Here is a 23958-nt window from a genome sequence, read left to right as displayed (position 1 = left end):
ATCCGGACGTGGGCTCGGTCGTGGCGCTGCACGCGCATCCGGATGACGAGGCGCTGTGGAGCGGCGGGACCCTGGCGTTGCTCGCCGCGGCGGGACATCGGGTCGTGATCGTCGTCGCGACCGACGGGCACATGGGGAACGGCTCCGATCCCGAGGCACGCGTCCGCCTGGACGAGTTGCGAGCAAGCGCGGCCGAGTTGGGGGTCGCCCGGGTCGAGTATCTCGGCTACGCGGACAGCGGGCACGGGCCGCTGTTCTACCCGGATCCGGATGACCGGCAGAGGTTCGCGCGCGCCGACCTGGACGAGGCGGCCGGGAAACTGGCCGGCCTGCTGCGCGCGGAGAAGGCGTCGGTTCTGATCAGCTACGACGCGCGCGGCGGATACGGGCACCGTGACCACGTGCGGGTGCACGAGGTCGGCGCCCGCGCGGCGGACCTGGCCGGCGGCATCCGCACGGTGGAGGCGACCCTCCCGCGGGAGACCGTCGAACGACTGGTCCGCATCGGCCGGCTCGGCGCGCTGTTCCGACCGGCCCGGCCGGCCCAGCGGCCCCGGCCGTTCCGGCTCCGTCGCCAGGCCGCGGCGGCAGAGGAACCCGCTCCCCCGATGTTCACCCCGCGCCGCGAGATCGCCTACCGAGTCGACGTCCGCCGCTACGCACGCCAGAAGCGCGCCTCGCTCGCCGCGCACGCTTCCCAGCTCGCCGGCCCTCGCGCTCCGGCTCGCCTTCGCCGCTACGTCACCCGTCTTCCGGTTCCGTTGTTCGCCCTCCTCGGCGGCCGCGAGTACTTCAACGACCCGTCCGCCACCCCCGCCGCCTCGTTCCTGGACGTCTTCACCGACGCCGACTGACGCCCCGCCCCGCACGCTCCCGATGTGCGCGTACGCGCACAGGCGGTCCCGTGTGCGCGTACGCGCGCATCAGGGCTGGCTGGCTGGCTGGCTGGCTGGCTGGCTGGCTGGCTGGCTGGGCCACGTCTACACCAAGCGCGGCTCAGCGGCCGAGGCGGGCGCGGACCTCGGGACGGCGCAGCGGCGGGACGGTCGCCGGGGGCTGGCGGCGCGCCGGGAGCGCGTCCAGCAGCCGGTGGACGATGGCCGCCACGTCGGTGACGGCGCCGTCGAACGCCTCCGCCGCGGCCGGCGGCGGCTGGCGCAGGCCGCTGACCTTGCGGATGAACTGCAGCGCGGCTGCCTCGATCTCCTCGTCGGTCGCCGACGGCTCAAGGCCGCGCAGCTCCGTGATGTTGCGGCACATGCCTCCACGGTAGGTCCCCGCGCCGACAAGTCAGGCCCGCCGGCCTCTTCTCCGGACGACCGTCCGCGCCTTTCGCTGGGCGACCGTCCGCTCCCTCTCGGAACGACCACCCGTCCCGGGTTCCGTGCGCGGCCGATCCGACCTAACGTCAGTGATCGGCGTCACACAATCGGCGGTGGGGTTCCTGGTGGATCTGGAGGCGAGACGGATGGTGGCCACGACGAACCGGACGATCTCGGGGGCGAGCGACGTCGCGGGCGCGGGCAACGGCCCAGGCGCACCCGGCCCGGCGCTCGAGGCCGCGCGGACGTACACCTGGGTGACGCAGCTGGTGCGGCACGCCCATCAGGTTCCGGACGGCGTCGCCCTGCGGTTCGACGGGCACGGCGTCACCTGGTCCGAGCTGGCCGACCGGGTGTCGCGGGTCGCCGCGGCGCTGACGCGGCGCGGGATCCGGCCGGGCGACCGGGTCGCGACGCTCATGCTCAACCGGGTCGAGCACATCGAGACGATCCTGGCCGCCGCCTGGGCGGGCGCGGTCGCGGTGCCGGTGAACTTCCGGCTGGTCGGCGCGGAGGTGGCCTGGATCCTGGACAACTGTGGTGCCGCCGCGCTGGTCGTGGACGAGGCGACCGCGCCGGTGGCCGCCGCCGCGCGCGCCCGGGTGCCGGTCGAGGTGTGCCTGGTGGTGGGCGGCGACCCGGGGCGGGCCGGCGCCGGCGCCGAGGACTTCGAGACGGCGGTCGCGGCCGAGCCCGAGCGGCCCGACGAGGCGGGCGCGGCGGGGATGGCGGGTGGTCGCTTCCCGTACGCCCAGGTCCGCGAGACCGACACGTTCCTGATCATGTACACGTCGGGGACGACCGGGAATCCCAAGGGGGCCATGCTGACGCACCTCAACCTGCTGATGCAGGCGATCACGGCGATGCGCTCCTACCAGCTCGCCGACGCCGAGGCGGCGATGCTCGTCAGCGCCCCGCTGTTCCACATCGCCGGGGTCGGCGCGCTCGCGCCGGTGCTGCTGACCGGCGGGCGGGCGGTCGTCGTGCCGACGGGCGCGTTCGACGCGGCGGCACTGGTCGACCTGATCGCCCGGGAGCGGGTTACCAGCGCCTTCCTGGTGCCGACGCAGTGGCAGGCGGTGTGCGAGGTGCCGGGGGTGCGCAAGATGGACCTGGCCCTGCGGTCGATGTCCTGGGGCGCGTCACCGGCACTCGCGTCGACGCTGGAGGCGATGGCGGCGACCTTTCCGGGGGTCGCGAACGTCGCCGTCTTCGGTCAGACGGAGATGTCGCCGGTCACGTGCGTGCTCGACGGCGCCGACGCGCCGCGCAAGCTGGGGTCGGTCGGGAGGCCGGTGCCGACGGTCGCGGTACGCATTGTCGACGACGAGATGCGCGACGTGCCGCGCGGCGAGGTCGGCGAGATCGTGTACCGCGGGCCGGGGCTCATGTCCGGCTACTGGCGCGACCCGGAGGCGACCGCGGCGGCGTACACCGGCGGCTGGTTCCATTCCGGCGACCTGGTGCGCGAGGACGAGGAGGGATTCCTCTACGTCGTCGACCGGAAGAAGGACATGATCATCTCCGGTGGAGAGAACATCTACTGCGCCGAGGTCGAAAGCGTCCTCGCCGGCCACCCGAAGGTGCGCGACGTGGCCCTTGTCGGTGTCCCACACCCGCGTTGGGTCGAGACGCCGCTGGCCGTTATCGAGCCCGCCGACCCGAGCGACCCGCCGACGCTCGACGACATCCTCTCCTGGACCCAGGACAGGCTCGCCTCCTACAAGAAGCCGACCGCCGTCGAGATCGTCGACGCTCTCCCCCGCAACGCCAGCGGCAAGGTCCGCAAGGTCGACCTCCGCGCCCGCTACGCGAAGCGCGCGGCGAACTCCGGCTAGTGCCACGCCAACGCCAAGGACTTTCCCGCGCTGACGCCGGTCCCGGCGCGGACCGTTCGCGGGTCTACGGCGCAGGCGCGAGCCACCGCGACGACCTCGCCGCCGGGGTCACGACGCTTCCGGACTCACGACGTCACGAGGACGGTCTTGCGCCGCCGTCGGGCGCGCACCGTGTAGCCGAGGGTGACGAGGCCGAGGCCGGCGGCGTAGATGATGATGTTGACCAGGCCATAGGACCACGGCAGGGCGTTCGGGTCCTTGGGGAAGGCGGCGGTGTCGCCGCCGACCCATTCCCGGACCAGTTCCGTGTTCTGGAAACTGAAAAAGAACGAGTGCACGCCGACGTAGGCGAGGTAGGCCGCCATCCGGTTCCGGACGAAGAATCCGAGCGGGAATGGGACAAGCACCATGATGATAAGTTCCACGGCTGGCTCCTGTCTTTGCGTCCGTGGTTCGAGGATGACAAGGAGCATCGCCGCCGAGGCGGGCCGCTGACATCGCGGGCAGCGCTGGACTTGTGCGCGCGGTGGCGGCTACGTACTGGCACTGATGACGCGCGCACGCCGGATAGGCCACCATGAGCGGGTGGCCGGCGCCTTGCGGGGACGCGCGGGTGCCGTGGCGCCCGCGCTCGTCTTCGTCGCGGGGTGTGGGATTCGCGCGGGCATCGTCTTCGGCCCGTCGCATGCTCCCTCGCCCGGGGGCTGGGCGACCCAGGTCGGGCTGTTCGGGTTCCCGGTGGTGCTCGGCTACCTGCTGCGCTGGCGGGTCCCGGCGAGCCCGGTCGGCCCGGCGCTCGCCTGGGTGGGCGCGGCGCCGGCCGCAGTGTACACGTTCGAGTCCTGGGGCGAGACGCTGACCACGGCTCATCCGTGGCCGGCCGCCGAGTTGGTGTACACGCTCAAGCTCGGGGCCTGGGTCTGGAACCTGGCCGGCTTCGTCTGGCTGTGCCTGGTGTTCCCGGACGGTCTGTTGCCGGGCCGCCGGTGGCGAGCCGTGGTCGGGTGGGCCGTCGCCGCCGGGCTTTTCCTCAACGCGGCGCTGTCGTTCTTCGAGCCGGTGCACAGCGGCGACCAGCGGCCGACCTACCTGTTCGTCACGCGCGTGCCCGCGCCCGTGTTCGCCGTGATCGGCGTCACCGGTTTCGGCGGCGTGCTCGCCGTGCTCGCCGCGGGGGTCGTGAGCCTGGTGCTGCGCTATCGGCGCGGCTCCGAGCTGGTCCGCGGGCAGCTGCGGTGGCTGATGCTGGGGGCTGGGAGCGTGCCGGTGCTGCTGGCGGGCGGGTGGCTCGCCGAGATGCTCGGCGTCCCGGTCGGCGTGGCCTACACCGGGTTCCTCGTCGCGATGGCGGCCCTGGTGCCGAGCGCGATCGCCGTGGCCGTCTGGCGCCACGACCTGCTCGACGTGGACCGGCTGCTGGGCGCGTCGCTGTCCTGGCTGCTCACCACTCTGGTGTCGGCGGCCGTGTTCGCTGTCGTCGTGTATGGCACCGCCGACCTGGTGGGCGCCGGCACCCAGCTCGGGCCGATCGCCGCCGCGTTCGTGACGGCCATGTGCCTGCTGCCGCTGCACCGCCTGGTCAACGACCTGGTGGGCCAGCTGGTCGACCGGGAGCGGACGGTCATGCTCGCCCGGGTCGGCGAGTTCGTTCAGCGGGTCCGCGACGGCACGGCCGAGCCTGAGGAGGCCGAGGACATGCTGCGATCGGTCCTCGGCGACCCGAAGCTGCGGCTGCTCGTCCGGCTACCGACGAGCCCGGACGGCGCCTACGTCGACCTCGCCGGTACCCCGGTCGACCTCGACGCCGGCGCGCCGCGCGTGCGGCTGCTGACCGGTGACAGCGAGATGGGCGCGCTCGTGCTGGGCGCCCGGTCGGCGCGCGGGCTGCGCCGGGCACGCGACGTGGCCGTGCTCGCGCGCCTGCCGATCGAGGTCAGCCGGCTGCGTCTCGAGCTGCGACTGGCATTGGACGACGCCCGCGCAAGCCGCGAGCGGCTGGCGCTGGCGACCGCGGCCGAGCGGGCGCGGCTGGCCAGAGACCTGCACGACGGGGCCCAGCAGCACCTCATCGCCGTCGGCATGCGACTGCGCTCGGTCCAGCGCGAGCTCGACCCGGCGCAGCCGGCGCACCGCGACCTGGACGTCGCCGTGAGCACCCTGGCCGACACGGTCGGCGAGCTGCGCCGGCTCGCACACGGAGTGCGCCCCAGCCGGCTCGACGACGGGCTCGCGACCGCGATCAAGGCGCTGGCCGCCCAGTCACCGGTGCCCGTCGAGATCGACGCCGCCGACGTCGACGTCTCCGAGGCCGTCGCGACCACCGCGTACTTCGTCGTTGCCGAGGCGCTGACCAACGCGCTCAAGCATGCCCAGGCGAGCGCGATCCGCGTCGCCGTGACGAGGCGCGGGACGACCGGCCTGTCGCTCGAGGTCTCCGACGACGGCGTCGGCGGCGCGCGCGGCAGCTTCGGCCTGACATCGATCCGCGATCGGGTCGCGGCCCTCGGCGGCGAGTTGACACTCGCGAGCCCAGCGGGCGGCGGCACCCGGCTGGAGGTCACGCTCTAGATGCGCATCCTGATCGCCGAGGACTCCTCGCTGTTCCGGGAGGGTCTCGCGCGCTTGCTGACCGAGGCGGGCCATGACGTCGTCGCGCTGGTCGCCGACGCCGACGCGCTGCCGGACGCGGTCGCGGCGCACCGGCCCGACTTCGCGGTCATCGACGTGCGGATGCCGCCGACGATGACCGCGGACGGCGCGCTGGCCGCGCGCAGGCTGCGCGCCGAGCACCCGGGCCTGCCGATGCTGTTGTTGTCCCAGCACATCGAGACCCGCCACTGCGTGCCGCTCGTCGCGACCGGTGGGTTCGGCTACCTCCTCAAGGATCGGGTGCTGGGCGTCGACGACTTCCTCGACGCGATCCGCCGGGTCGCCGCCGGCGGGTCGGCGCTCGACCCCGAGGTCGTCGCCGCGCTGCTCGCCGCGTCCGGCCGGGACGACCCGCTGACGGTGCTCACAGCGCGGGAACGCGAGGTGCTGGCGCTCGCCGCCGAAGGCCGGTCGAACGCGTCCATCGCGGGGCGGCTCGTGCTGGCCGAGCGCACTGTCGAGACCCACATGCGCGGCATCTTCCAGAGGCTGCGGATTCCGGACACCGGCGAGGAGCACCGCCGGGTCCTCGCCGTGCTCGCCTACCTCGGCCACAGTACCGGGGATCCGACCCGGACACGCTGAACGCCCGGACACCCGGAACGCGAGGGCGCCGCCCGCCGGGGGCGCTAGCGGACGGGTTTGTGGCGCGACATGGCCCAGCCGCGCGCGCCGGGCCGACGGGCCGGCGGCGCGAGCGACGCGGCCGGGACAGACGAGGCGGATCGGGCAGGCGGAATGGCCGGAGATGGCTCGGTCGCGACCGGTGGCCGCGGGGAGCTCGTCGCCAGGACCGAGCCGACGAGGATCAGCGCGAAGCCGACGCCGATGGACCAGGTCAGCGGCTCGCCGAGGAAGACCGCGCCGGCGGCGATGGCGACCGCCGGGTTGACGTAGGTGATGACGGTCGCACGGGCGTTGCCGACCTCGCGGATCAGCGCGAAGAACAGGACGAACGCCAGGGCCGTGCAGATCAGGCCGAGGGCGACGAGCGCGCCCAGGACCCGGGCGCTCGGGACAGCGCTCGGCCAGGTCGCGACGGCGGGGCCAACGTAGACGAGCACGGCGAACGCGAGGCAGGCGGCGGTCATCGGCAGCGAGGGCACGTCGCCGAGCCGGCGGACGGCGATCAGCGGGGCGATCGCATAGCAGACCGCGACGGCGAGGACCTCGAGGACCGGCCGGAGGCCGAAGCCGTGGACACCGGGCACGGCGAGCGCCGCGACCCCGCCGGTCCCGACAGCGAGACCGAGCCAGCGAGCCGCCGTGATGCGCTCGGTGCCTCCGGTCAGCCGGGTCAGGACGATCGCGACGACCGGGACGGCCGCGACCAGCAGGCCAGTCAGCGAGCTGGACAGGTGCCGTTCGGCGTCCGAGAGCAGAATCCACGGGCCGAGGATCTCGATCGTGGCGAACGCGAGAATCGGTCGCCAATGGCGCGCCACCTGGGCGCGGCCGGCCCGGTCACGCAACGCCAGCGGCGCCAGCACCAGCGCGCCGACACCCGTGCGGGCCAGCACCAGCACCGGCCCCGACACCCCTTCGACCGCCACCTTGATGAGCAGGTAGGGAATTCCCCAGATCACGCTCATCGCCGCGAACAGCGCCCAGCCCCGCCTCGTCATCCACGCACACCTTTCGGCCGGGCCGGCAGCCCGCATCAGTACATATCAGTCCATATCAGTCCCCGTACGGACATCGCACGCGCCGAGCGTGCGCCGGACTTCAGCCCAAGTCCATCTACTTTTTGTCAGGGAAAACGCGAAGAATTTCTATATGGTCGGCCCTCGTCGACGGGCACGGTAGGCCGCGACAGCCTCGCGGTTGCCGCAGGCGGTGGAGCAGAAGCGGCGGGACCGGTTGCGGGAAAGGTCGATGACCAGGCCCTCGCAGCCGTCGGCGGCGCAGACGGCGAGACGGGACATCTCGTCGAGGCGGATCAGGTCGACCATCGCCATCGCGGTCTCGACCATGATCCGGGTGATGAACGGCGCGTCCGACGGAACGGCGTGGATGTGCCAGTCGAAGCCGCCGTGCCGGACCAGGCGCGGGACGGCGTCGGCGTCGGCGAGCACCTGGTTGGTCAGCTCGGCCGCCTCGTCACGGCTGCCGGCGAGCAGGCGGCGCAGCGCCGGGCGCAGGGCGCGGACCGCGGCGAGCTCGGTCTCGTCGCCGTCGCGGTGGCCGGTGTAACGAAACTCGTCGAAGAAGTCGTCGAGCTGCTCGACGGTCTCGAGGGTGTCCGGCGCCTGGGCGGAGTTGACCAACCACACCGCCGCCAGCAGTGACGCCTCGGTGTCATGAGCGAAGAGCACATTGACATATTACACCGATCGAACATAGCGTCATCAGCCATGAGGTCCCTGACACATGACATGGCGGCAGCGGGCCCGGCGGGCGGCGGTGTCCCGGCCGCGCGGTCGGGCACGGCCGACGGCCGCGCTCTCACGGGCGGCCTCACCCTGGACAGCGCGACCGTGGACAGCGTCACGACGGGTAGCGGCGCCGGAAGCTCCGGAGACAGCGGATCCGCGGACGGAGGCAGCGGGTCCACGGTCGGCACGCTGCTGGCGCTCGTATCGGCCGCGTCGTTCGGGATGTCGGGGGCACTGGCGCGCGGGCTGCTGGACAGCGGCTGGACGGCGGCGGCCGCCGTCACGGCGCGGGTGACGATCGCGGCGGCGGTGCTGCTGGTGCCGGCGCTGGTCGCGTTGCGCGGACGGTGGTGGCTGCTGCGGCGCAACGCCGGGCTGCTGGTCGGCTATGGGCTGATCGCGGTCGCCGGCTGCCAGCTGTGCTACTTCAACGCCGTCGACCACATGGAGGTCGGTTCGGCGCTGCTCATCGAGTACACGGCGCCGGTGCTGGTCGTGTTGTGGCTGTGGGCCCGGCACGGGCAGCGGCCGGGACGGCGGACGCTCGCCGGCGCCGTCCTCTCGGCGCTCGGGCTCGTCGGCGTGCTCGACCTGGTGGACGGCACCCAGGTGAGCCTGCCCGGCATGCTGTGGGCGCTCGGCGCGATGGTCGGCGCGGCGATCTACTTCGTGCTGTCCGCGGCCGACGACACCGGCCTGCCGCCGATCGTGCTCGCCGCGGGCGGGCTCGTCGTCGGCGCGGTCGCGCTGGTCGTCGCGGGCGCGGTCGGGATGGTGCCGATGGCCGCGTCGACGGCGCCCGTGACCTACCGGGACGTGACGGTGCCCTGGTGGGTTCCGCTGGCGCTCGTCGGGCTGGTCGCCTGCGCGCTGGCCTACTGCGCGGGGATCGCCGCCAGCCGGCGGCTCGGGCCGCGCCTCGCCTCGTTCGTCGCCCTGTTCGAGGTGGTGGCCGCGCTGGGCTTCGCCTGGCTGCTGCTCGCCGAGCTCCCCCGGCCCGTCCAGCTGTTCGGCGGCGTCCTCGTCCTGGCCGGCGTCATCACCGTGAAGTCCGGCGAGCCCAGGACCGTCAAGGCCGAGGCACCGGCCGACCAGGGCAAGGACGAAGGCCGGGCCGACGCGTCCGCCGAACCCGCGCTTGCCGAACCCGCGTCCGCGGCGGCCACGACCGTCGAGGCCGCGACCGAGGGGCCGGAGCTGGAGACCGGGGCTCCGACGGTCGAGGGGCTGGCGCCCGTCGGCGTGTGAGCCGAGGGCCGCGCGGGCGAGGACTGCCCGCGCGCCGCCCCCGGCCTTGCTCCGGGAGCACAGGTCAGGCGAAGTCCGCCGGGCTGAAGTTCCGGGGCTCGACGAGGACCAGCCAGTTGCCGGAGTTGTCGCGCATGACCGCCTCGACGCCGTAGGGCCGGTCGGACGGCTCCTGGACGAACTCCACTCCCTTGGCGGTCAGTTCCTCGTAGGTCTTGCGGCAGTCGTCTACCCTGAGCCCGAGGCCGCCGAGCTGGCCCTTGCCGAGCTGGCGGCGGTAGAAGTCGGCCGCCTCCTGGTCGAGCGGCGGCCCGGGGATCATGAGCGTGACATCCAGCCCCGGCTGGCTCGGGTGGCCGACGGTGAGCCAGCGGAAGCCCTCGCTCATCGTGACGTCGGTGCGTACCTCGAAGCCAAGCAGGTCGACGTAGAACGCGCGGGTCTCCTCTTGGTCGAGGCAGTAGACGGTCAGCAGCGAGATGTTCGTGATCATGCGGTCAGCGTAGGCCCGGCCCGGCGAAGCCGGCTTCTCCGAGATTGCGCGAGTTCAGGCCACCGGCCGGGCCGTCTCCGCCGGCGCCGCCCGGGCCGGCCCGGCTGGCCGGGTCACCCGAGCCGCCCGGATTGCCCGGATCGCCGGGGTCGCCAGGGTCGCCCGCGGTGCCGCGCAGGTCCATGGAGCCGCGCATGAACAGGTAGCAGCCGGGGACGTGCGGGGCGCCGCGGGCCGCCCACCGGTCGCGGTAGGCGGAGGGCGTCTCGCCGACGAGCTGGGTGAAGCGCGCCGAGAACGACCCGAGGCTCGAGAAGCCGACCAGCATGCAGATCTCGGTGATCGTCAGGTTGGCATGCCGGAGCAGGTCCTGTGCCCGCTCGATCCGGCGGCGGGTGAGGTAGCGAATCGGCGTCTCGCCATAGCTCGCCTCGAAGCAGCGGGCGAAGTGGAACTTCGACACCCGCGCGACCCGGGCCAGCTCGTCGAGGTCGAGCGGCTCACGGTAGTGCCGGTCGATGTGGTCACGCGCCCGCCGCAGGTGCGGCAGCAGCTCCAACGCGACCGGGCGTGTTCCTGCCGCCACCGCCACGTCGCACCTCCCCGGGTACCCGGCGGCACCGCCTCCCCGACGGTATCCGTCCACCGTTCAGGATCCTCGGCCGCCGAGCTCGCCGGCCATGCGCCCCGCCACCAACCGAGGTAGCTGTCGGACCTGTCACCTACGATCGCGACGATCGGGAGGAGACGGCCGTTGGACAACCACCTGGACTACGAGACGGTCGAGCTGCTGCGGCGCGGCCCGGCCTGGCGGCTGCTGCGCGCCGAGCACGCCCCGCTGGTCATCAGCTTCCTCGCCCAGGTCTTCGTCGAGGAGAACGTCCGCGACATCGCGGCATCGGCGCTCACCGGCCGTCTCGACGACACGTTGTACGCGTTGAACCAGCAGCTGGGTGACGGCACCTACCCGCGGTCCGCGAAGGCCTACCTGGAGGAATGGGCCAGCGCGGAGCAGGGCTGGCTGCGCAAGTACTACCCGCCCGGCTCCGACGAGCCCCACTTCGACGCGACCCCGGCTCTGGAGCAGGTCGTGTCGTTCCTGTCCGGGTTGCGGGCGCGGTCGTTCGTCGGCACGGAGTCGCGGCTGAACACCCTGTTCGACCTGCTCCGCCAGATGACACTCGGGACCGAGACCGACCCGGGGCGGCGTCTCGAAGAGCTGCGACGCCAGCGCGACGCGCTCGACCGGGAGATCGACCGGGTCGGCCGCGGCGAGCTCGACGTGCTGGACCCGTCGGCCCAGCGGGACCGGTTCCAGCAGTTCTCCGACATGGCACGCGAGCTGCTGGCGGACTTCCGCCAGGTCGAGACGAACTTCCGCGAGCTCGACCGGAGCCTGCGCGTCCAGATCGCCTCCTTCGACGGCGCGAAGGGCGAGCTGCTCGACGAGGTCCTGCGCAGCCGGGGCAGCATCACCGAGTCCGACCAGGGCAGGAGCTTCGGCGCCTTCTACGACTTCCTGCTCTCGGCGGACCGACAGGCGCGGTTCACGGCGTTGCTCGACCAGGTCCTGGAGCTTCCGGCGCTCGCGGACGCGGACCGGCGCCTCGGCACGATCCACCACGACTGGCTCGCCGCGGGCGAGCGAACCCAGGCGACGGTGCGGCTGCTGTCCGCGCAGCTGCGCCGCTTCCTCGACGACCGGGTGTGGCTGGAGAACCGCCGGATCGGGGAGATCCTGCGCGGCATCGAGGCACACGCCCTCCAGCTGCGCGACGCTCCCGGGCCGCTGCCAGGAGCCGAGCTCGACGAGACGGCGCCCCGGATCGTGCTGCCGATGGAACGCCGGCTGTACGCGCCGAAACGCCGGACGGCGATTGACAGCACCGGGCTGGAGGAGGGCGACGGCGACTTCGACTCGGGAGCGCTCTACGACCATGTCCACGTCGACCCGGCGCGGCTCGCGACGGCCGTGCGCGACGCGCTGGCCAGCCGGCCCCGGGTCGGCCTCCCCTCGCTGCTGGCGGACCGCCCACTCCAGCGCGGCCTGGCGGAGCTCGTCGCCTATCTCGGTCTGGGCGACGAGGCGTTCAGCGTGGTCTTCGACGACCGCGCCACGGACGAGCTGACCTGGAAGGGCGACGATGGGGTGGTGCGGGTGGCGACGGTTCCGCGCGTGACGTTCGTCCGTGCCGGCTGGGCCGCCACGGCTGGCACGGCCGACACGGGCGGAACAGGCCCCGCCGCGGCCAGTGAGGAGCGCGCGGATGGCTGAGCCCGCGAACGGCCCGGCCGGCGGCCGGGCCGCCTCGTCCGCGCGGGCCGCGACAGCGCCCCAGTCCGACCTCGACTTCTCACTCGTCGTTACCAGCCTGATGAAGGGGCCGGTGTACCGGGACCAGCACGAGAAGGCCTGGCGCCACCTGCTCGGCCTGCGCACGCGGGTGTCCGACTACGTCGCCGTGATCGGCCTGCAGGTCATCGTGGACGACGCGGAGGGGTACGCGTTCCTGCGGTCGCGCCCGGATGACGACGGCGGTGAGCCTGTGCCCAGGCTGATCGCCCGGCGGGCGCTGTCGTTCCCGGTCAGCCTGCTGCTCGCCCTGCTGCGCAAGCGGCTCGCCGAGTTCGACACCGACAACGCCGACACGCGGCTCGTCCTGGCGCGCGCCGACCTCGTCGAGATGATGCGGATGTTCCTGCCGGCCGGTCGCAACGAGGCCCGGCTCGTGGACGAGATCGACACCCATCTCCGCAAGGTCGTCGACCTGGGGTTCCTCCACAAGCTGCCAGGCTCCGACGAGATGTACGAGGTGCGCCGGATCCTCAAGGCGTTCGTCGACGCCCAATGGCTGTCGGGCTTCGACGAAGGCCTCGCCCGGTACGCACGGTCGCTGACCGGCTCAACCGAGGAGGACGCATGACCACCGTTCACTCGGAGAACGGTCATCGGAAGCCGGCCACCGCTGACGCGGACGGTGCGGACGGAGCGGACGGAGCGGACGGGATGGACGCGACGGACGGGATGGGCGGAGCGGACGCGGCCAGGCCGCCGCGGCCAGGCTTCCGGCTCGACCGGCTCGAGCTGCTCAACTGGGGCACGTTCCACCGCCGCGTCTGGACACTGCGCGTCGGCGGGCACAACGGCCTGCTCACCGGCGACATCGGCTCCGGCAAGTCGACGGTCGTCGACGCGGTCACCACGCTGCTGCTGCCCGCGCAGCGGATCTCCTACAACCGGGCCGCCGGCGCCGAGTCCCGCGAGCGGACGCTGCGCTCCTACGTCCAGGGCCACTACAAGTCCGAGCGCGTCGAGTCGTCCGGCGGGTCCCGCCCGGTCGGGCTGCGGACCGACGGCAGCACCTATTCGGTGCTGCTCGGGGTGTTCGTCAACGAGGCGCTGGGCGCGACCGCGAGCCTGGCTCAGGTCTTCTGGCAGCCGGCGGACGACGCCGGGCAGCCGGAGCGGTTCTACGCCACCGCCGAGCGCGACCTGGGGATCGCCGCGGACTTCGCCGACTTCGGCGAGGACATTCCCGCGCTGAAACGCAAGCTGCGCCGGGCCGGCGTCGACGTCCATGACGGCTTCCCCGGCTACGGGCGTGCCTTCCGGCGCCTGCTCGGCATCGAGTCCGAGCAGGCAATGGAGCTGTTCCACCAGACGGTGTCGATGAAGTCCGTCGGCGACCTCAACGAGTTCGTCCGCGCGCACATGCTCGAGAAGCAGGACGTCGGGCGGCGCATCGACGAGCTCGTCGCCCACTTCGAGGACCTGACCAGGGCGCACGCGGCCGTGCGCCGGGCCCGCGACCAGCTCGAGGCGCTCACTCCGCTGCTCGGCGACTGCGACGAGTACGACCAGCTCGGCGGGCGGGAACGCGCGCTCGCGGCCGAGGCCCAGGCGGTGCGATATTTCGTCGCCGACCGCACCGCGGCGTTCCTGCGCGGCGAGATCCGCCAGCTCGACGTGCGGATCGAGCAGGACACGGCGCGCGCGGGCCAGCTCGACGCCCAGGTCCGGGCGCTGCGCGCGGACGAGAAGCGCCTGGAGCTCCAGCGCGCCGGTCTCGGCGGGGGCCGCCTCGGCGAGATCGAAAGGGAGCTCGGCCGGCTCGGCCAGGACCGCGAGACCCGCGAGGCCCGGGCGCGGGTGTTCGACACCCGGCTCGCCGCGCTCAGTCTGGACGCGGTGCGCGACGCCGGTGAGTTCGACCAGCGGCGCCGTGAGTTCACCAGGCTCGCCGAGACGCTGGCCGGGCAGCGCCAGCAGCTGGAGGCACGTCGGTCGGATCTGGACGTCCAGAGCAGGATGATTCGCGACGAGTCGGCGGCGCTGCGCGACGAGATCGCGAGCCTGCGCCAGCGGCGCAGCAACATTCCCGTGCGGAGCCTGGAACTGCGCGGGCGGTTGTGTTCCGAGACCGGCCTCGACGCGGCGGAGCTGCCGTTCGCCGGCGAGCTGATCCAGATCTCACCCGAGTACCGCGAGTGGGAGGGAGCCGCCGAGCGGCTGTTGCACGGCTTCGGGCTCTCGCTGCTCGTGCCGGATCGACACTACCAGGCCGCCTCCGACTGGATCGACCGCAACCACCTGCGGGCAAGGCTGATCTACTTCCGGGTGCCGTCGGCCGTCGGGCCGCCGCGGCAGCGACAGGCCCGCGGTGGGAACGCGCTGCTCGTCGACCGCCTCGACCTGAAGTCCGACTCGCCGTTCCTGCCATGGCTGCGGCGCGAGCTGGAGTCGCGGGCCGACCACGAGTGCGTCGCCACCATGGACGACTTCCGCCGCGCGGCGAAGGCCGTCACCCGCGCCGGGCAGATCAAGCACACCGGCGGCCGGCACGAGAAGGACGACCGCTGGCGGGTCGACGACCGCACGCAGTACGTCCTGGGCTGGAGCAACGAGCAGAAGATCGCCGCGATCGTCTCCAGGGCGGCCCAGGTACAGGCGGAGCTCGCGGAGATGACCGGCCGCCTCGACGCCGTCGCGGGGGACATCGAGTCGGTAGGCGGCCAGGAGACCAACGTCAGGCTGCTCGCGGACACGCAGGCCTGGCGTGAGCTCGACTGGCGCTCGGTCGCCCGTGAGATCGACGCGCTTGCCGCGGAGAAGGCCGGGCTCGAGAAGGCGTCGGCGGAGCTCGCGGACATCACCCGGCGCCTCGGGGAACTCACCGACGAGCTGAAACGGGCCGACGAGAGGGGCGACGAGCTGCGCCGCCGCCTCGGCGGGCTCCAGACGCGCCGCGACGACGCCGGGACCGAGCTGGCCGAATGCGAGCAGATGCTGTCAGCGGCCGAGTTCGCGCCGGCCAGCGCCTCGTTCACCACCCTCTCGGCCCGGCTGACCGAGCCGCGCCCGTCGTTGCCGCGCCAGTGGGCGGACGCTGGCCGACGGCTCGACGACGCCATCCGCCATGAGTCGCGGCTGGTGAGCGACCGCCGGGCCGTGACGGGCCGGCGCCTCGTCGCGAAGATGGGGCGGTTCCGGCAGGCCTACCCACTGGAGACCGCGGAGTTCGACGACTCGGTGGAGTCGATCGGCGGTTACCGGGAGCTGCACGCCCGGCTGGTCCGCGACGACCTGCCGCGGTTCGAGGCCGAGTTCAAGACCCACCTGAACGTGAACACGATCCGCGACATCGCGACGTTCCAGGCCGAGCTGAACAGGCAGCGCGACCTGATCAGGAGGCGGGTCGCGACGATCAACGAGTCGCTGACGTCCATCGAGTACAACCCGGGCACCTTCATCCGGCTCGAGCTCGACGACACCCCGAACACCGAGGTCAGGCAGTTCCGCGCGGACCTGCGGGCCTGCACCGAGGGGTCGCTCTCGGGCGGCGGCGAGGCCGACCAGTACTCGGAGGAGAAGTTCCTGCAGGTCAGCAAGATCGTGGAGCGGCTGCGCGGGCGGGAAGGGCAGACCGAGGCCGACCGGATCTGGACCCGGCGCGTCACCGACGTGCGCAACTGGTTCGTGTTCTCGGCGTCGGAACGGGCGCTCGCGGACGACACCGAGCGCGAGCACTACACGGACTCGGGCGGGAAGTCCGGCGGTCAGAAGGAGAAGCTCGCCTACACCATTCTCGCGGCGTCGCTGGCCTACCAGTTCAAGCTCGACTCCGGGCCGCGCACCTTCCGGTTCGTCGTCATCGACGAGGCGTTCGGCCGCGGGTCGGACGCCTCGACCCGGTTCGCGCTCGGCCTGTTCGAACGCCTCGGCCTCCAGCTGCTTATCGTCACCCCGTTGCAGAAGATCCACGTCATCGAGCGGCACGTGTCGTCGGTGGGCTTCGTCGACAACGAGTCCGGTAGCTACTCACGCCTGCAGAACCTGACGGTCCAGGAGTACCGCTCCAGGCGGGTCGGCCGGCTCGCGGCCGAGCTGGCCGCCGTTCGGTGACGCGACCTGACGCGGCGGCCGGTGCCGCGACCGCCGGTGCCGCGGCAGCTGGTCACGGGGTGGCTGGGTGCCGCGGTGCCGCGGTGCCGCGGTGACGGGGTGACGGGGTGACGCGGGCGGGGACGAACGCGACGGGATGGACGACGCTCGCGGACGTGCGTGCCCGGCTGCGTCGGCGCTGGGAGAACGGTCAGTATCTCGCGGCCTGGGCGAAGGGCGAGCCGTTCGAGCCCGTGGAGGTTCCGCTTCGGGGGCCGGCGGTGAGTGAGCTGGCCGACCGGTTCGACGAGGCACGGACCTGGAGCCGGGAGTGGCTCACCGCCGCCGAAAGGTCGACGGACTTCCGGCTGCCGACTAGGACCGTCGGCGGCCGCAGCATCGGGACGAACAGGATCCCGGCCAGGTTCGTCGTCGACGGCGGCTGGGACGCGTTGTGGCGGCTTCTTCAGGTCACGGCCGAGGTCCAACGGTTCGTCAGGCTGCGTGCCATCACCGCGGCCGAAGGCCACGTGACCGCCAGACTCCCGGCCGCCACCGGCACGGAACCCCGAGAAGCCGACCCACCCGAACTCGACGACGTGACAAGGCCCGGATCTCTCGACGCCACCCCGCCCCGGTTCCGCGGAACCGCCGCATCCGGGCCCGGGCCCGGGCCCGCTGATGGTTCCGTCACCGTGGCGACGCTCGTGGGCTGGGTGAACACCCATCCGGTTCGGGTGCTCCAGCACTCCCCCGAGCAGTGGGCCAGGATCCTCGCGACGACCAGGTGGCTCGTGCGCGAACGCGGCCAGGGCCGATATCTGCGGCAGGTGCCGGTCCCCGACGTCGACACCAAGTTCATCGAGGCCCACCGGGCCCTGCTCGCCGAACTCCTCGACCTGCTGCTACCGGACGCCGCGGTCGACCAGGCGGTTTCCCGCTCCCAGTTCGCCCGGCGGTACGGGTTCCGGAGCCCGCCGGCCTACGCCCGGTTCCGGTCGCTCGACCCGGCCGCGAATCGCCTGCCCGGCGTGGGCGAGCTGAGCGTCCGAGTCGAGGACCTCGGGGCCGCGGCGCCAGACGTCGGCACCGTGTTCGTGCTCGAGAACGAGATCACCTACCTGGCCTTCCCCGACGTGCCCGACGCGGCCGCGGTCTTCGGTGGTGGGTACGGGCTGACCGGCCTCGCCGCGCACCCGTGGTTCGCGGGCCGCCGCGTCCTCTACTGGGGCGACCTCGACACCCACGGCTTCGCGATCCTCGACCGGCTGCGCGCCGAGATACCGGACGCCGAGTCTTTCCTGATGGACCGCGCAACGCTGCTGGCGCACCCGGACCAGTGGGTCCGCGAACCCTCGCAGCACCGCACCCAGTTGCCCCGTCTGACCCCCGAGGAGGCGGCGCTCCACCAGGACCTCGTCAGCCATGCCTACGGTGACGCGATCCGCCTGGAACAGGAGCGCATCAGCTTCCCCCATGTCGAAGCCACCCTCACCCGCCTGCTCGTAGCTCCTCCAGCCGCCACGGCTCCTCGCCGCGCCGGCTAGCGACCCGGTCAAAGAATTAGAAGTACACTTCTAAGAAGTACACTTCTAACGGCCCTGGGCAGGCGACATGATCCTCAAGCCAGAGCAGGTCTACGACCGGGACTTCGAGTGGGGGCACCTGACGGCGTTCGCGCGGCGAACCGGCGGGCAGGCGCAGCTCGGCATCGTAAGCGGGCGGCGGCGGCAGGGGAAGACGTTCCTGCTGGAGGCGATCGCACGGGAGAGCGGTGGACTCTACTTTGGCGCAACCCAGGCGACCGAGGCCGAGTCATTGCAGTTGTTCGCCGACGTGCTGGCGGAGAGGATCGACCTCCCGGTGCCGCCTCGCTTCGCGAGCTGGGATGAGGCCGTCGTGTACCTGTTCTCCGTGGGTGCCCCACTGCCGGGCCCGGTCGTGATCGACGAGTTCCCCTATTTGAGCACTGTGTCACCGGCGTTGCCATCGATCCTGCAACGGGAGATGGACCGGGCGGTGTCACCGACACGCGGCACCAAACAGGGGATCTCCCTGCTGCTGTGCGGGTCGGCCATGTCCGTCATGGGCAAATTGCTGGCGGGAACCGCCCCCCTACGGGGTCGGGCCAGCCTCGAGCTAGTGGTCCATCCCTTCGAATATCCGGTCGCCGCCAGGTTTTGGGGCATCGGCGATCCTCGACTCGCGGTCGCGCATCATGCGGTGGTCGGTGGCACCCCCGCGTACCGCCGCTTCGTCAACGAGGACGCCCCGGCCGGCCCGGAGGACTTCGACAACTGGGTGCTGCGCACCGTCCTCAACCCTGGAACGCCGTTGTTCCGGGAGGCCCGCTACCTGCTGGACGAGGAGGCCGGTGTCCGCGACTCCGCGATGTACCACTCGGTCCTCGGCGCGGTCGCGAACGGCAACAACTCCCGCGGAGGCATTGCAACCTATGTCGGTCGTAAAGCGACCGACATTAGCCACCATCTGGGCATGTTGGAGGATTGTGGTCTGTTGCGCCGCGAGCCGGACCTTTTTCGGCAGGGACGATCGGTCTACCGCATCGCCGAGCCATTGATCGTCTTCTATCAGGCGATCATGCGGCCGCGATGGGGACTGCTGGAGAGCGGCCGGGCAGTGCCCGTCTGGCGAGATGCCAGACCCCGCTTCTCAGCCCAGGTCCTCGGGCCGCACTTCGAGCAGATCTGCCGCGAGTTCGCGGTCAGCGCGCCGCCTGAGCTGTTCGGTGAGCTCCCAGGTGAGGTCGGGGCCGGCGTCGTGGCGGATCCGGAATGCAAGAGCCAGATCCAGATCGACGTCGCGGTCCTCGCCCCGCCCGTTCAGAGCGAGCCGCGGCGGGTCCTCTCTCTCGGCGAGGCGAAATGGGGCGACGTGATGGGCACCCGCCACGTGGAGCGGCTACGCCGCGCCCGCGACCTGCTCGCGGCCAAGGGCTACGACGTCCGCGACACCGTCCTCGCCTGCTACAGCGGCGCCGGCTTCGACCCAGCACTGACCACCGCCACCACTGCGACGCCCGCCGGGGCCAAGATCGCAACAATCGATCTCACTCGCCTCTACGCCGAGCCTGCCTGATCCTCGACGGACACAGCCCCTCGCTCCGTCTCGGACGTCTCATCCGACGGCGGGGTGAGACTCACGCCAGGTGGCAAGGCCCACCCGAGTTCCACCAACCGCCGCACAGCCGGGATGAACGGCGGGCCACCCTCGAGACTCTTGCCGAGCAGGCGACACAGATGCAGAGCCGGAACCGGAGCATAAAGATCGACGAGCCGACGAGCCGACTTCCACAACGGACCTTCGGGACTATATTCAGATCGTTTCTTTGTAGATCATGTGCCACTTCCGCTTCGCGCGGCACGGCGAACCCGTAGGCCAGGAGGCGCTTGATGATCTCCCTTGCGGATAGGGCCGTGTGGAGCGTCGCCAGCGCAATGTGAACTGGCGGTACCGGCTTGTCCCATGGAATCCAGGGCCCTTCTCCGCCAAGGCACTTGCTGAGCACCACCAGATCCGCGGATTCCACGCGGTCAGGCAGACGGTCGGATGCCGGGACGTCGAAGCCACAGGCCAGCAGCCGCGCGGCCACGCCGACGGGTGTCCACGCCGTTCGTGATGCGACGAACGCAATATGACCACGGTCAACCGGTTTCGCCGGGTCCAGACGACGACGGGAATCCGTCGGACCGCTCAATAGAATGCTATTAAAGTCTCTGGGGAATAGGTCGGCGCCCGGCGGGTCAAATCCATATGCTCTGAGCCTTTCGACTACCTCCTCGATGCCACGGTTGTTCTCCATTGCCGCCAACGCGACCATCCACGCCGGAACCTCCGGCGATGGAAGATCGTCAGTCTGGGATAGAATCTCCGCGTCGCCCGGCTCCACACGGTCCGGAAGAATTTCGTTACTCGGGCCCTCGAACCCGTACGCGCACAACCGGTCGATCACCTCGCGTGGCGCCCGACGGACACGATCCGCGATCTGGACGACGAAAGCCACGGACAGCCGTGCGACCTTCTCCGAATCTGTCTCCGAGCGCCGAATGAGGCGAGCCCAGATAAAGTCACTCCACTGAAGATAGGATATGATCTCACGGTCAATCTCGAGAAACTCGTCCGAAAGACTCTGGGGAACGCTACCAGTAAAACCGTAGGTACCCAGGGTGCATGCGATGTCCCATGGCGATCTTTGCGTTTCACCGGAAGCCGCGACCAAGTCGGCGGCGTCGAATTTCCGCCACGATTTGAACACACGCCCTAGGGACCGAATTACCTTGTTCTCGCAGTTGAGCAGCGCACGGCCGGCTGTCGGTATCTGCTCGGGTACGCCAGCGGAGGAGTTCAGCGTGATTCCGTAGTCGGCGAGCCGAGCAACAATTTCTCGAGGCGCCTTTCCAGTCACCGCGGACGCCTGTGTCACGTGAGCGAGCGACGCCTGAGAATCGGGAATTAACCATGGAGGAGAACCGTCCAGTTTAAGGCTCAGCAGCACTAGATCACATTCGTCGACCGCAGCCGGGAGACGGATTTCCGAGGGAATTCGGTATCCGCATGAAACCAAGATTTCGGTTACATCGTTCACAGAGATTCCCGTTTTCTCGGATATTATGGCCAGGAAACCGGGAAAAACCAATGTCACCATCGCCCTCGACGCGCAGACCCGTCTCTCCATCAGTGCCATCTGCTCACCACACCCATGACCGCCGTTGACCGAGCGGCGGGCTTCGCCGGGCCGGCCGCGGGTCAGTCCGGGGTGCCGAGGTCTCGGATGGCGTGCTCGATGCGGCGGTCGGGGATGAGCCACATGAGCGCGCCGGCCGCGTAGCAGGCGATGGCGATCAGGACACCGACGTGTCCGTGCGGGTCGACGAGCTGGGCGCACAGGATGCCGGTCAGGTAGATCACCGGCGATATCTTGCCTTTCACGTCCCGGCCGACGGCCTGCCGCAGCGGCGAATCGGCGCCCTGTCCGCGGATGATTACCAGCTGAAGGATGTAGTACGCGATCGCGGCGAGCAGCAGGTTGATGCCGTACAGGACGACGGGGCTGTGGGCGAACTTGCTCTCGTCCATCCAGGCGGTGGTGAACGGGAACAGCGAGAGGAAGAACAGCAGCCCGAGGTTCGCCCACAGCACGACCCCGGTGACCTGGCGTGTCAGCTGGAACATGTGATGGTGGTTGTTCCAGTAGATCCCGACGTAGACGAAGCTGAGCAGGTAGGTCAGCAGGCCCGAGCCGGCCGCGTGCCGTAGCGCGGCGAAGTCATGGCCCTCGGGGATCTTCAGCTCCAGGACCATGATCGTGATGATGATGGCCAGAACGCCGTCGCTGAATGCCTCCAGCCGGCTCGTCCGCACCGCGTGACCGCCTCACCGCCGCCCTGACCGGCGGCCCTCGGGCGCGGCGTCCATCTCGCCGCACGCACCAATCCGTGTGCCGCCCATAAGACCATCCCGCACCCGGCGCCTCGCCAGGGCTACCCCGCCCGCGGGACGACCACGGCGAAGCCGGGCCCGGCGGGCGTCTCGCGTCACTTGCGGCCGAAGACACCAGGAAGGTAGAACCGTGTTACAACATGGGCCTCGCAGGCTCCCCGGAGGGCCCTCCTGACCGAGGAGAGACCGCCCACGCTTCTCTCCTGGCGGCCGCGAGCCGCGGCCCGCTCCGGGGTCGGAGCTCCGGGCCGGTCCTGGGTCGGCTCGCGGCCGTTGGTGAGGCGGAAGGCGTGCGCACATGGCTGACGAACGGGTCCGGCTCGAGGTCGACGGGCCGATCGCCACGATCACGAACAACAACCCGGACAAGCACAACGCCTTCGACGACGCGATGGACCTCGCTCTTTTCGAGATCCTCGACGAGCTGGCGGAGCGACGCGACCTACGGGCGGTGATCTGGCGAGCGGAGGGGAAGTCGTTCTCCTCCGGTCGCGACGTCGCCGCGATCGGCGGCGGAGCCGTCGAACTCAGTCACCACGAGCTGATGAAACGCGGTCACCGCGGCATCCTGCGGATCCTCGACATCGAGGCCCCGATCCTGGTCGCGATGAAGGGCTGGTCGATTGGAGCGTCGTTTCAACGGGCGCTGATCGGTGACATCCGGGTGGCCGCCCAGGGCGCCCGGATGATGCTGCCGGAGCTTGGCTACGGCGTCATCCCGGACACCGGTGGCATCGGCCGGCTGTACCAGATCTGTGGCCACGGCGTGGTGAGTGACCTGGTGCTCACCGGCAGGGCGATGGGGGCCGACGAGGCGCTGGCGCACGGTGTCGTCTCCCGGGTCGTGCCGGCCGACGAGCTGGACAGCACGGTGCGCGAGATGGCCGAGAAGATCGCCGCCGCGCCGAAGGTCTCGGTGAACATGGCGCGCCGCGTGATCCGCCACCTCTCGGAGCCGACGCTGCGCTCGTCGATGGCGGACGAGCTCGTTTTCCAGACCTTCATCAGCAGGTCGGACGACATCGCGGAGATGCGGACGGCACGGGCCGAGGGGCGCCCGCCCCGATACACGGGGAGCTGACTACATGACCGGCAACGGACCCATGGGAACGAACCCGACCGACGGCGCCGAGGGGCCCAAGGCGGCCAACGCGAACGCCACGGACGCCACGGACGCCACGGACGCCACGGACACGGTGAACGGAGCAAACGGCGGGACGGGCGGAACCGCCTCGGTCAGCGCCAGCGCCAGCGCCGACGGCGCCGCAGGCCGGACCGGCGACGCTCAGGGTGTCATCGGGCTGTCCGAGCCGCCCGGCGCCGGTGAGAGCGCATTACCGCCCGGCACCTTCGACGGCGTCGCGGTCGTCGTCACGGGCGGCGGCACCGGGCTCGGCCGGGCGATCGCCACCGAGTTCGCCCGCCTCGGCGCCTCTATCGTCATCGGCAGCCGCAAGCAGGAGCATCTCGACGCCGGCCGGGAGGCCATGGAGAAGCTCGGCGCCCCGGTCCTCGCGGCCCGCTGCGACATCCGTGACCCCGAGAAGGTCGCGGACCTGTTCGACGCGGCCGAGGCCGCGTTCGGCCCGCCCGGTGTGCTCGTCAACAACGCCGCCGCCAACTTCCCCGTCCCGGCCGAGGACATGTCGCCGAACGCCTGGCGCACGGTCGTCGACATCACCCTCAACGGCACCTTCTTCTGCGCCCGCGAGTTCGCCCGCCGGTTGATGGCCGCCGGTCGGACCGGCTCCATCGTCAACGTCGGCGCGTCCTACGCCTGGACGGGCGGCCCCGGCTTCGCCCACTCGGCCGCGGCCAAGGCCGGGGTGAAGAACATGGTCGAGACGCTCGCCGTCGAGTGGGGGCCGTACGGGATTCAGGTGAACGGGCTCGTTCCCGGGCTCTTCCCGCATGAGGACATGACGGCCGATATCCAGGCCAACCTCGCCCGCACCCACGACAAGGCCGTCGCCCAGCCGGCGATGCGGGTCGGCCGGCCGCGCGAGCTCGGCTGGGCGGCGACGTTCCTGGCTTCGCCCTATGCCCGGTTCATCTCCGGGCACACGCTGGTCGTCGACGGCGCGAACTGGCAGCGCCGGGCGCTGACAAACCCGGCGGTGGTCACCGTCCGCGACCAGATGGGCCGCGGCCCCTTCACCCCCTGACCATCGGTCGCCGGCCGCCGGCCGCC

General features: G+C 71.3%; 20 protein-coding genes. 12 read left to right on the top strand and 8 right to left on the bottom strand.

Annotation, left to right across the window (positions count from 1 at the left end; all coding sequences use genetic code 11):
* The first annotated feature begins 8 nt into the window (after positions 1-8).
* Positions 9-854 carry a PIG-L deacetylase family protein gene (locus QOZ89_RS24550; RefSeq protein WP_071053496.1) on the top strand — a complete coding sequence of 282 codons (846 nt, stop codon included), beginning with the start codon at positions 9-11 and terminating at the stop codon, positions 852-854.
* Between the two features lie 142 nt (positions 855-996).
* On the opposite strand, the gene QOZ89_RS24545 is transcribed toward QOZ89_RS24550, so the two are convergent.
* Positions 997-1260, bottom strand: a complete 264-nt coding sequence (locus QOZ89_RS24545) for a DUF2277 domain-containing protein (RefSeq protein WP_071053495.1) — start codon at positions 1258-1260, stop codon at positions 997-999.
* Between the two features lie 208 nt (positions 1261-1468).
* Between QOZ89_RS24545 and QOZ89_RS24540 the strand changes: the two genes are divergently transcribed.
* Positions 1469-3160 (top strand): AMP-binding protein, encoded by a 1692-nt coding sequence (locus QOZ89_RS24540; protein ID WP_312625514.1) that lies wholly within the window; start codon positions 1469-1471, stop codon positions 3158-3160.
* Between the two features lie 125 nt (positions 3161-3285).
* Here the strand turns inward: QOZ89_RS24540 and QOZ89_RS24535 are convergent, their stop codons facing one another.
* Complete coding sequence (locus QOZ89_RS24535; RefSeq protein ID WP_312625511.1) at positions 3286-3585, bottom strand: hypothetical protein; 300 nt, start codon at positions 3583-3585, stop codon at positions 3286-3288.
* 124 nt (positions 3586-3709) lie between these two features.
* On the opposite strand from QOZ89_RS24535, the gene QOZ89_RS24530 reads away from it, so the two are divergent.
* Positions 3710-5728, top strand: a complete 2019-nt coding sequence (locus QOZ89_RS24530) for a sensor histidine kinase (RefSeq protein ID WP_312625509.1) — start codon at positions 3710-3712, stop codon at positions 5726-5728.
* Complete coding sequence (locus tag QOZ89_RS24525; RefSeq protein WP_312625508.1) at positions 5729-6394, top strand: response regulator; 666 nt, start codon at positions 5729-5731, stop codon at positions 6392-6394.
* Between the two features lie 44 nt (positions 6395-6438).
* On the opposite strand, the gene QOZ89_RS24520 is transcribed toward QOZ89_RS24525, so the two are convergent.
* A complete protein-coding gene (locus QOZ89_RS24520; protein ID WP_312625506.1) occupies positions 6439-7434 on the bottom strand; it encodes a DMT family transporter in 996 nt (331 codons plus the stop codon).
* Positions 7435-7581: 147 nt separating this feature from the next.
* Positions 7582-8124 (bottom strand): CGNR zinc finger domain-containing protein, encoded by a 543-nt coding sequence (locus tag QOZ89_RS24515; RefSeq protein ID WP_071053493.1) that lies wholly within the window; start codon positions 8122-8124, stop codon positions 7582-7584.
* 60 nt (positions 8125-8184) lie between these two features.
* Between QOZ89_RS24515 and QOZ89_RS24510 the strand changes: the two genes are divergently transcribed.
* Positions 8185-9432 (top strand): EamA family transporter, encoded by a 1248-nt coding sequence (locus QOZ89_RS24510; protein WP_071053492.1) that lies wholly within the window; start codon positions 8185-8187, stop codon positions 9430-9432.
* Positions 9433-9496: 64 nt separating this feature from the next.
* On the opposite strand, the gene QOZ89_RS24505 is transcribed toward QOZ89_RS24510, so the two are convergent.
* Both QOZ89_RS24505 and QOZ89_RS24500 read right to left on the bottom strand, forming a co-directional pair.
* Positions 9497-9925 carry a VOC family protein gene (locus tag QOZ89_RS24505; protein WP_071053491.1) on the bottom strand — a complete coding sequence of 143 codons (429 nt, stop codon included), beginning with the start codon at positions 9923-9925 and terminating at the stop codon, positions 9497-9499.
* A gap of 4 nt (positions 9926-9929) precedes the next feature.
* Positions 9930-10517 carry a helix-turn-helix domain-containing protein gene (locus tag QOZ89_RS24500; protein WP_312625500.1) on the bottom strand — a complete coding sequence of 196 codons (588 nt, stop codon included), beginning with the start codon at positions 10515-10517 and terminating at the stop codon, positions 9930-9932.
* Positions 10518-10679: 162 nt separating this feature from the next.
* On the opposite strand from QOZ89_RS24500, the gene QOZ89_RS24495 reads away from it, so the two are divergent.
* The 5 genes from QOZ89_RS24495 (at position 10680) to QOZ89_RS24475 (ending at position 19406) form a co-directional block, all read left to right on the top strand.
* Complete coding sequence (locus QOZ89_RS24495) at positions 10680-12200, top strand: DUF3375 domain-containing protein (RefSeq protein WP_312625498.1); 1521 nt, start codon at positions 10680-10682, stop codon at positions 12198-12200.
* A complete protein-coding gene (locus QOZ89_RS24490) occupies positions 12193-12849 on the top strand; it encodes a DUF4194 domain-containing protein (RefSeq protein ID WP_083419902.1) in 657 nt (218 codons plus the stop codon). The genes QOZ89_RS24495 and QOZ89_RS24490 overlap by 8 nt, the downstream gene beginning before the upstream one ends.
* A complete protein-coding gene (locus tag QOZ89_RS24485; RefSeq protein ID WP_083419901.1) occupies positions 12846-16328 on the top strand; it encodes an ATP-binding protein in 3483 nt (1160 codons plus the stop codon). Before QOZ89_RS24490 ends, QOZ89_RS24485 begins: the two co-directional genes overlap by 4 nt.
* 107 nt (positions 16329-16435) lie before the next feature.
* Complete coding sequence (locus tag QOZ89_RS24480; RefSeq protein ID WP_083419900.1) at positions 16436-17854, top strand: Wadjet anti-phage system protein JetD domain-containing protein; 1419 nt, start codon at positions 16436-16438, stop codon at positions 17852-17854.
* A gap of 67 nt (positions 17855-17921) precedes the next feature.
* The gene (locus tag QOZ89_RS24475) at positions 17922-19406 is read left to right on the top strand and encodes an AAA family ATPase (RefSeq protein WP_116271815.1); all 1485 of its coding nucleotides are present in this window, start codon (positions 17922-17924) and stop codon (positions 19404-19406) included.
* Positions 19407-19467: 61 nt separating this feature from the next.
* Here QOZ89_RS24475 and QOZ89_RS24470 read toward each other — a convergent pair whose 3' ends face one another.
* Together QOZ89_RS24470 and QOZ89_RS24465 are read right to left on the bottom strand one after the other, a co-directional pair.
* On the bottom strand, positions 19468-21012 hold the full coding sequence (locus QOZ89_RS24470; RefSeq protein ID WP_131804199.1) for a wHTH domain-containing protein: 1545 nt from the start codon (positions 21010-21012) through the stop codon (positions 19468-19470).
* Positions 21013-21074: 62 nt separating this feature from the next.
* Positions 21075-21689 (bottom strand): TMEM175 family protein, encoded by a 615-nt coding sequence (locus QOZ89_RS24465; protein WP_071053489.1) that lies wholly within the window; start codon positions 21687-21689, stop codon positions 21075-21077.
* A 376-nt stretch (positions 21690-22065) separates the two neighbouring features.
* Here QOZ89_RS24465 and QOZ89_RS24460 point away from each other — a divergent pair, with 376 nt between their 5' ends.
* Complete coding sequence (locus tag QOZ89_RS24460; RefSeq protein WP_071053488.1) at positions 22066-22848, top strand: enoyl-CoA hydratase/isomerase family protein; 783 nt, start codon at positions 22066-22068, stop codon at positions 22846-22848.
* Positions 22849-22852: 4 nt separating this feature from the next.
* Positions 22853-23932, top strand: coding sequence for an SDR family oxidoreductase (locus tag QOZ89_RS24455; RefSeq protein ID WP_241842341.1), 1080 nt, complete (start codon positions 22853-22855; stop codon positions 23930-23932).
* The last annotated feature ends 26 nt before the right edge of the window (positions 23933-23958 follow it).

The organism is Pseudofrankia coriaricola, assembly GCF_032027725.1.
Lineage (GTDB): Bacteria > Actinomycetota > Actinomycetes > Frankiales > Frankiaceae > Pseudofrankia.
Note: the sequence above shows the minus strand (reverse complement) of the source record. Positions and strands in the feature narration are given on the sequence as shown.

Coding starts and splice junctions, on each gene's coding strand:
- QOZ89_RS24525 (WP_312625508.1), top strand. CDS start 5,729: ATGCGCATCCTGATCGCCGAGGACTCCTCGCTGTTCCGGGAGGGTCTC.
- QOZ89_RS24470 (WP_131804199.1), bottom strand. CDS start 21,012: ATGGCACTGATGGAGAGACGGGTCTGCGCGTCGAGGGCGATGGTGACA.
- QOZ89_RS24475 (WP_116271815.1), top strand. CDS start 17,922: ATGATCCTCAAGCCAGAGCAGGTCTACGACCGGGACTTCGAGTGGGGG.
- QOZ89_RS24545 (WP_071053495.1), bottom strand. CDS start 1,260: ATGTGCCGCAACATCACGGAGCTGCGCGGCCTTGAGCCGTCGGCGACC.
- QOZ89_RS24455 (WP_241842341.1), top strand. CDS start 22,853: ATGACCGGCAACGGACCCATGGGAACGAACCCGACCGACGGCGCCGAG.
- QOZ89_RS24505 (WP_071053491.1), bottom strand. CDS start 9,925: ATGATCACGAACATCTCGCTGCTGACCGTCTACTGCCTCGACCAAGAG.
- QOZ89_RS24540 (WP_312625514.1), top strand. CDS start 1,469: ATGGTGGCCACGACGAACCGGACGATCTCGGGGGCGAGCGACGTCGCG.
- QOZ89_RS24485 (WP_083419901.1), top strand. CDS start 12,846: ATGACCACCGTTCACTCGGAGAACGGTCATCGGAAGCCGGCCACCGCT.
- QOZ89_RS24530 (WP_312625509.1), top strand. CDS start 3,710: ATGACGCGCGCACGCCGGATAGGCCACCATGAGCGGGTGGCCGGCGCC.
- QOZ89_RS24520 (WP_312625506.1), bottom strand. CDS start 7,434: ATGACGAGGCGGGGCTGGGCGCTGTTCGCGGCGATGAGCGTGATCTGG.
- QOZ89_RS24460 (WP_071053488.1), top strand. CDS start 22,066: ATGGCTGACGAACGGGTCCGGCTCGAGGTCGACGGGCCGATCGCCACG.
- QOZ89_RS24510 (WP_071053492.1), top strand. CDS start 8,185: ATGGCGGCAGCGGGCCCGGCGGGCGGCGGTGTCCCGGCCGCGCGGTCG.
- QOZ89_RS24490 (WP_083419902.1), top strand. CDS start 12,193: ATGGCTGAGCCCGCGAACGGCCCGGCCGGCGGCCGGGCCGCCTCGTCC.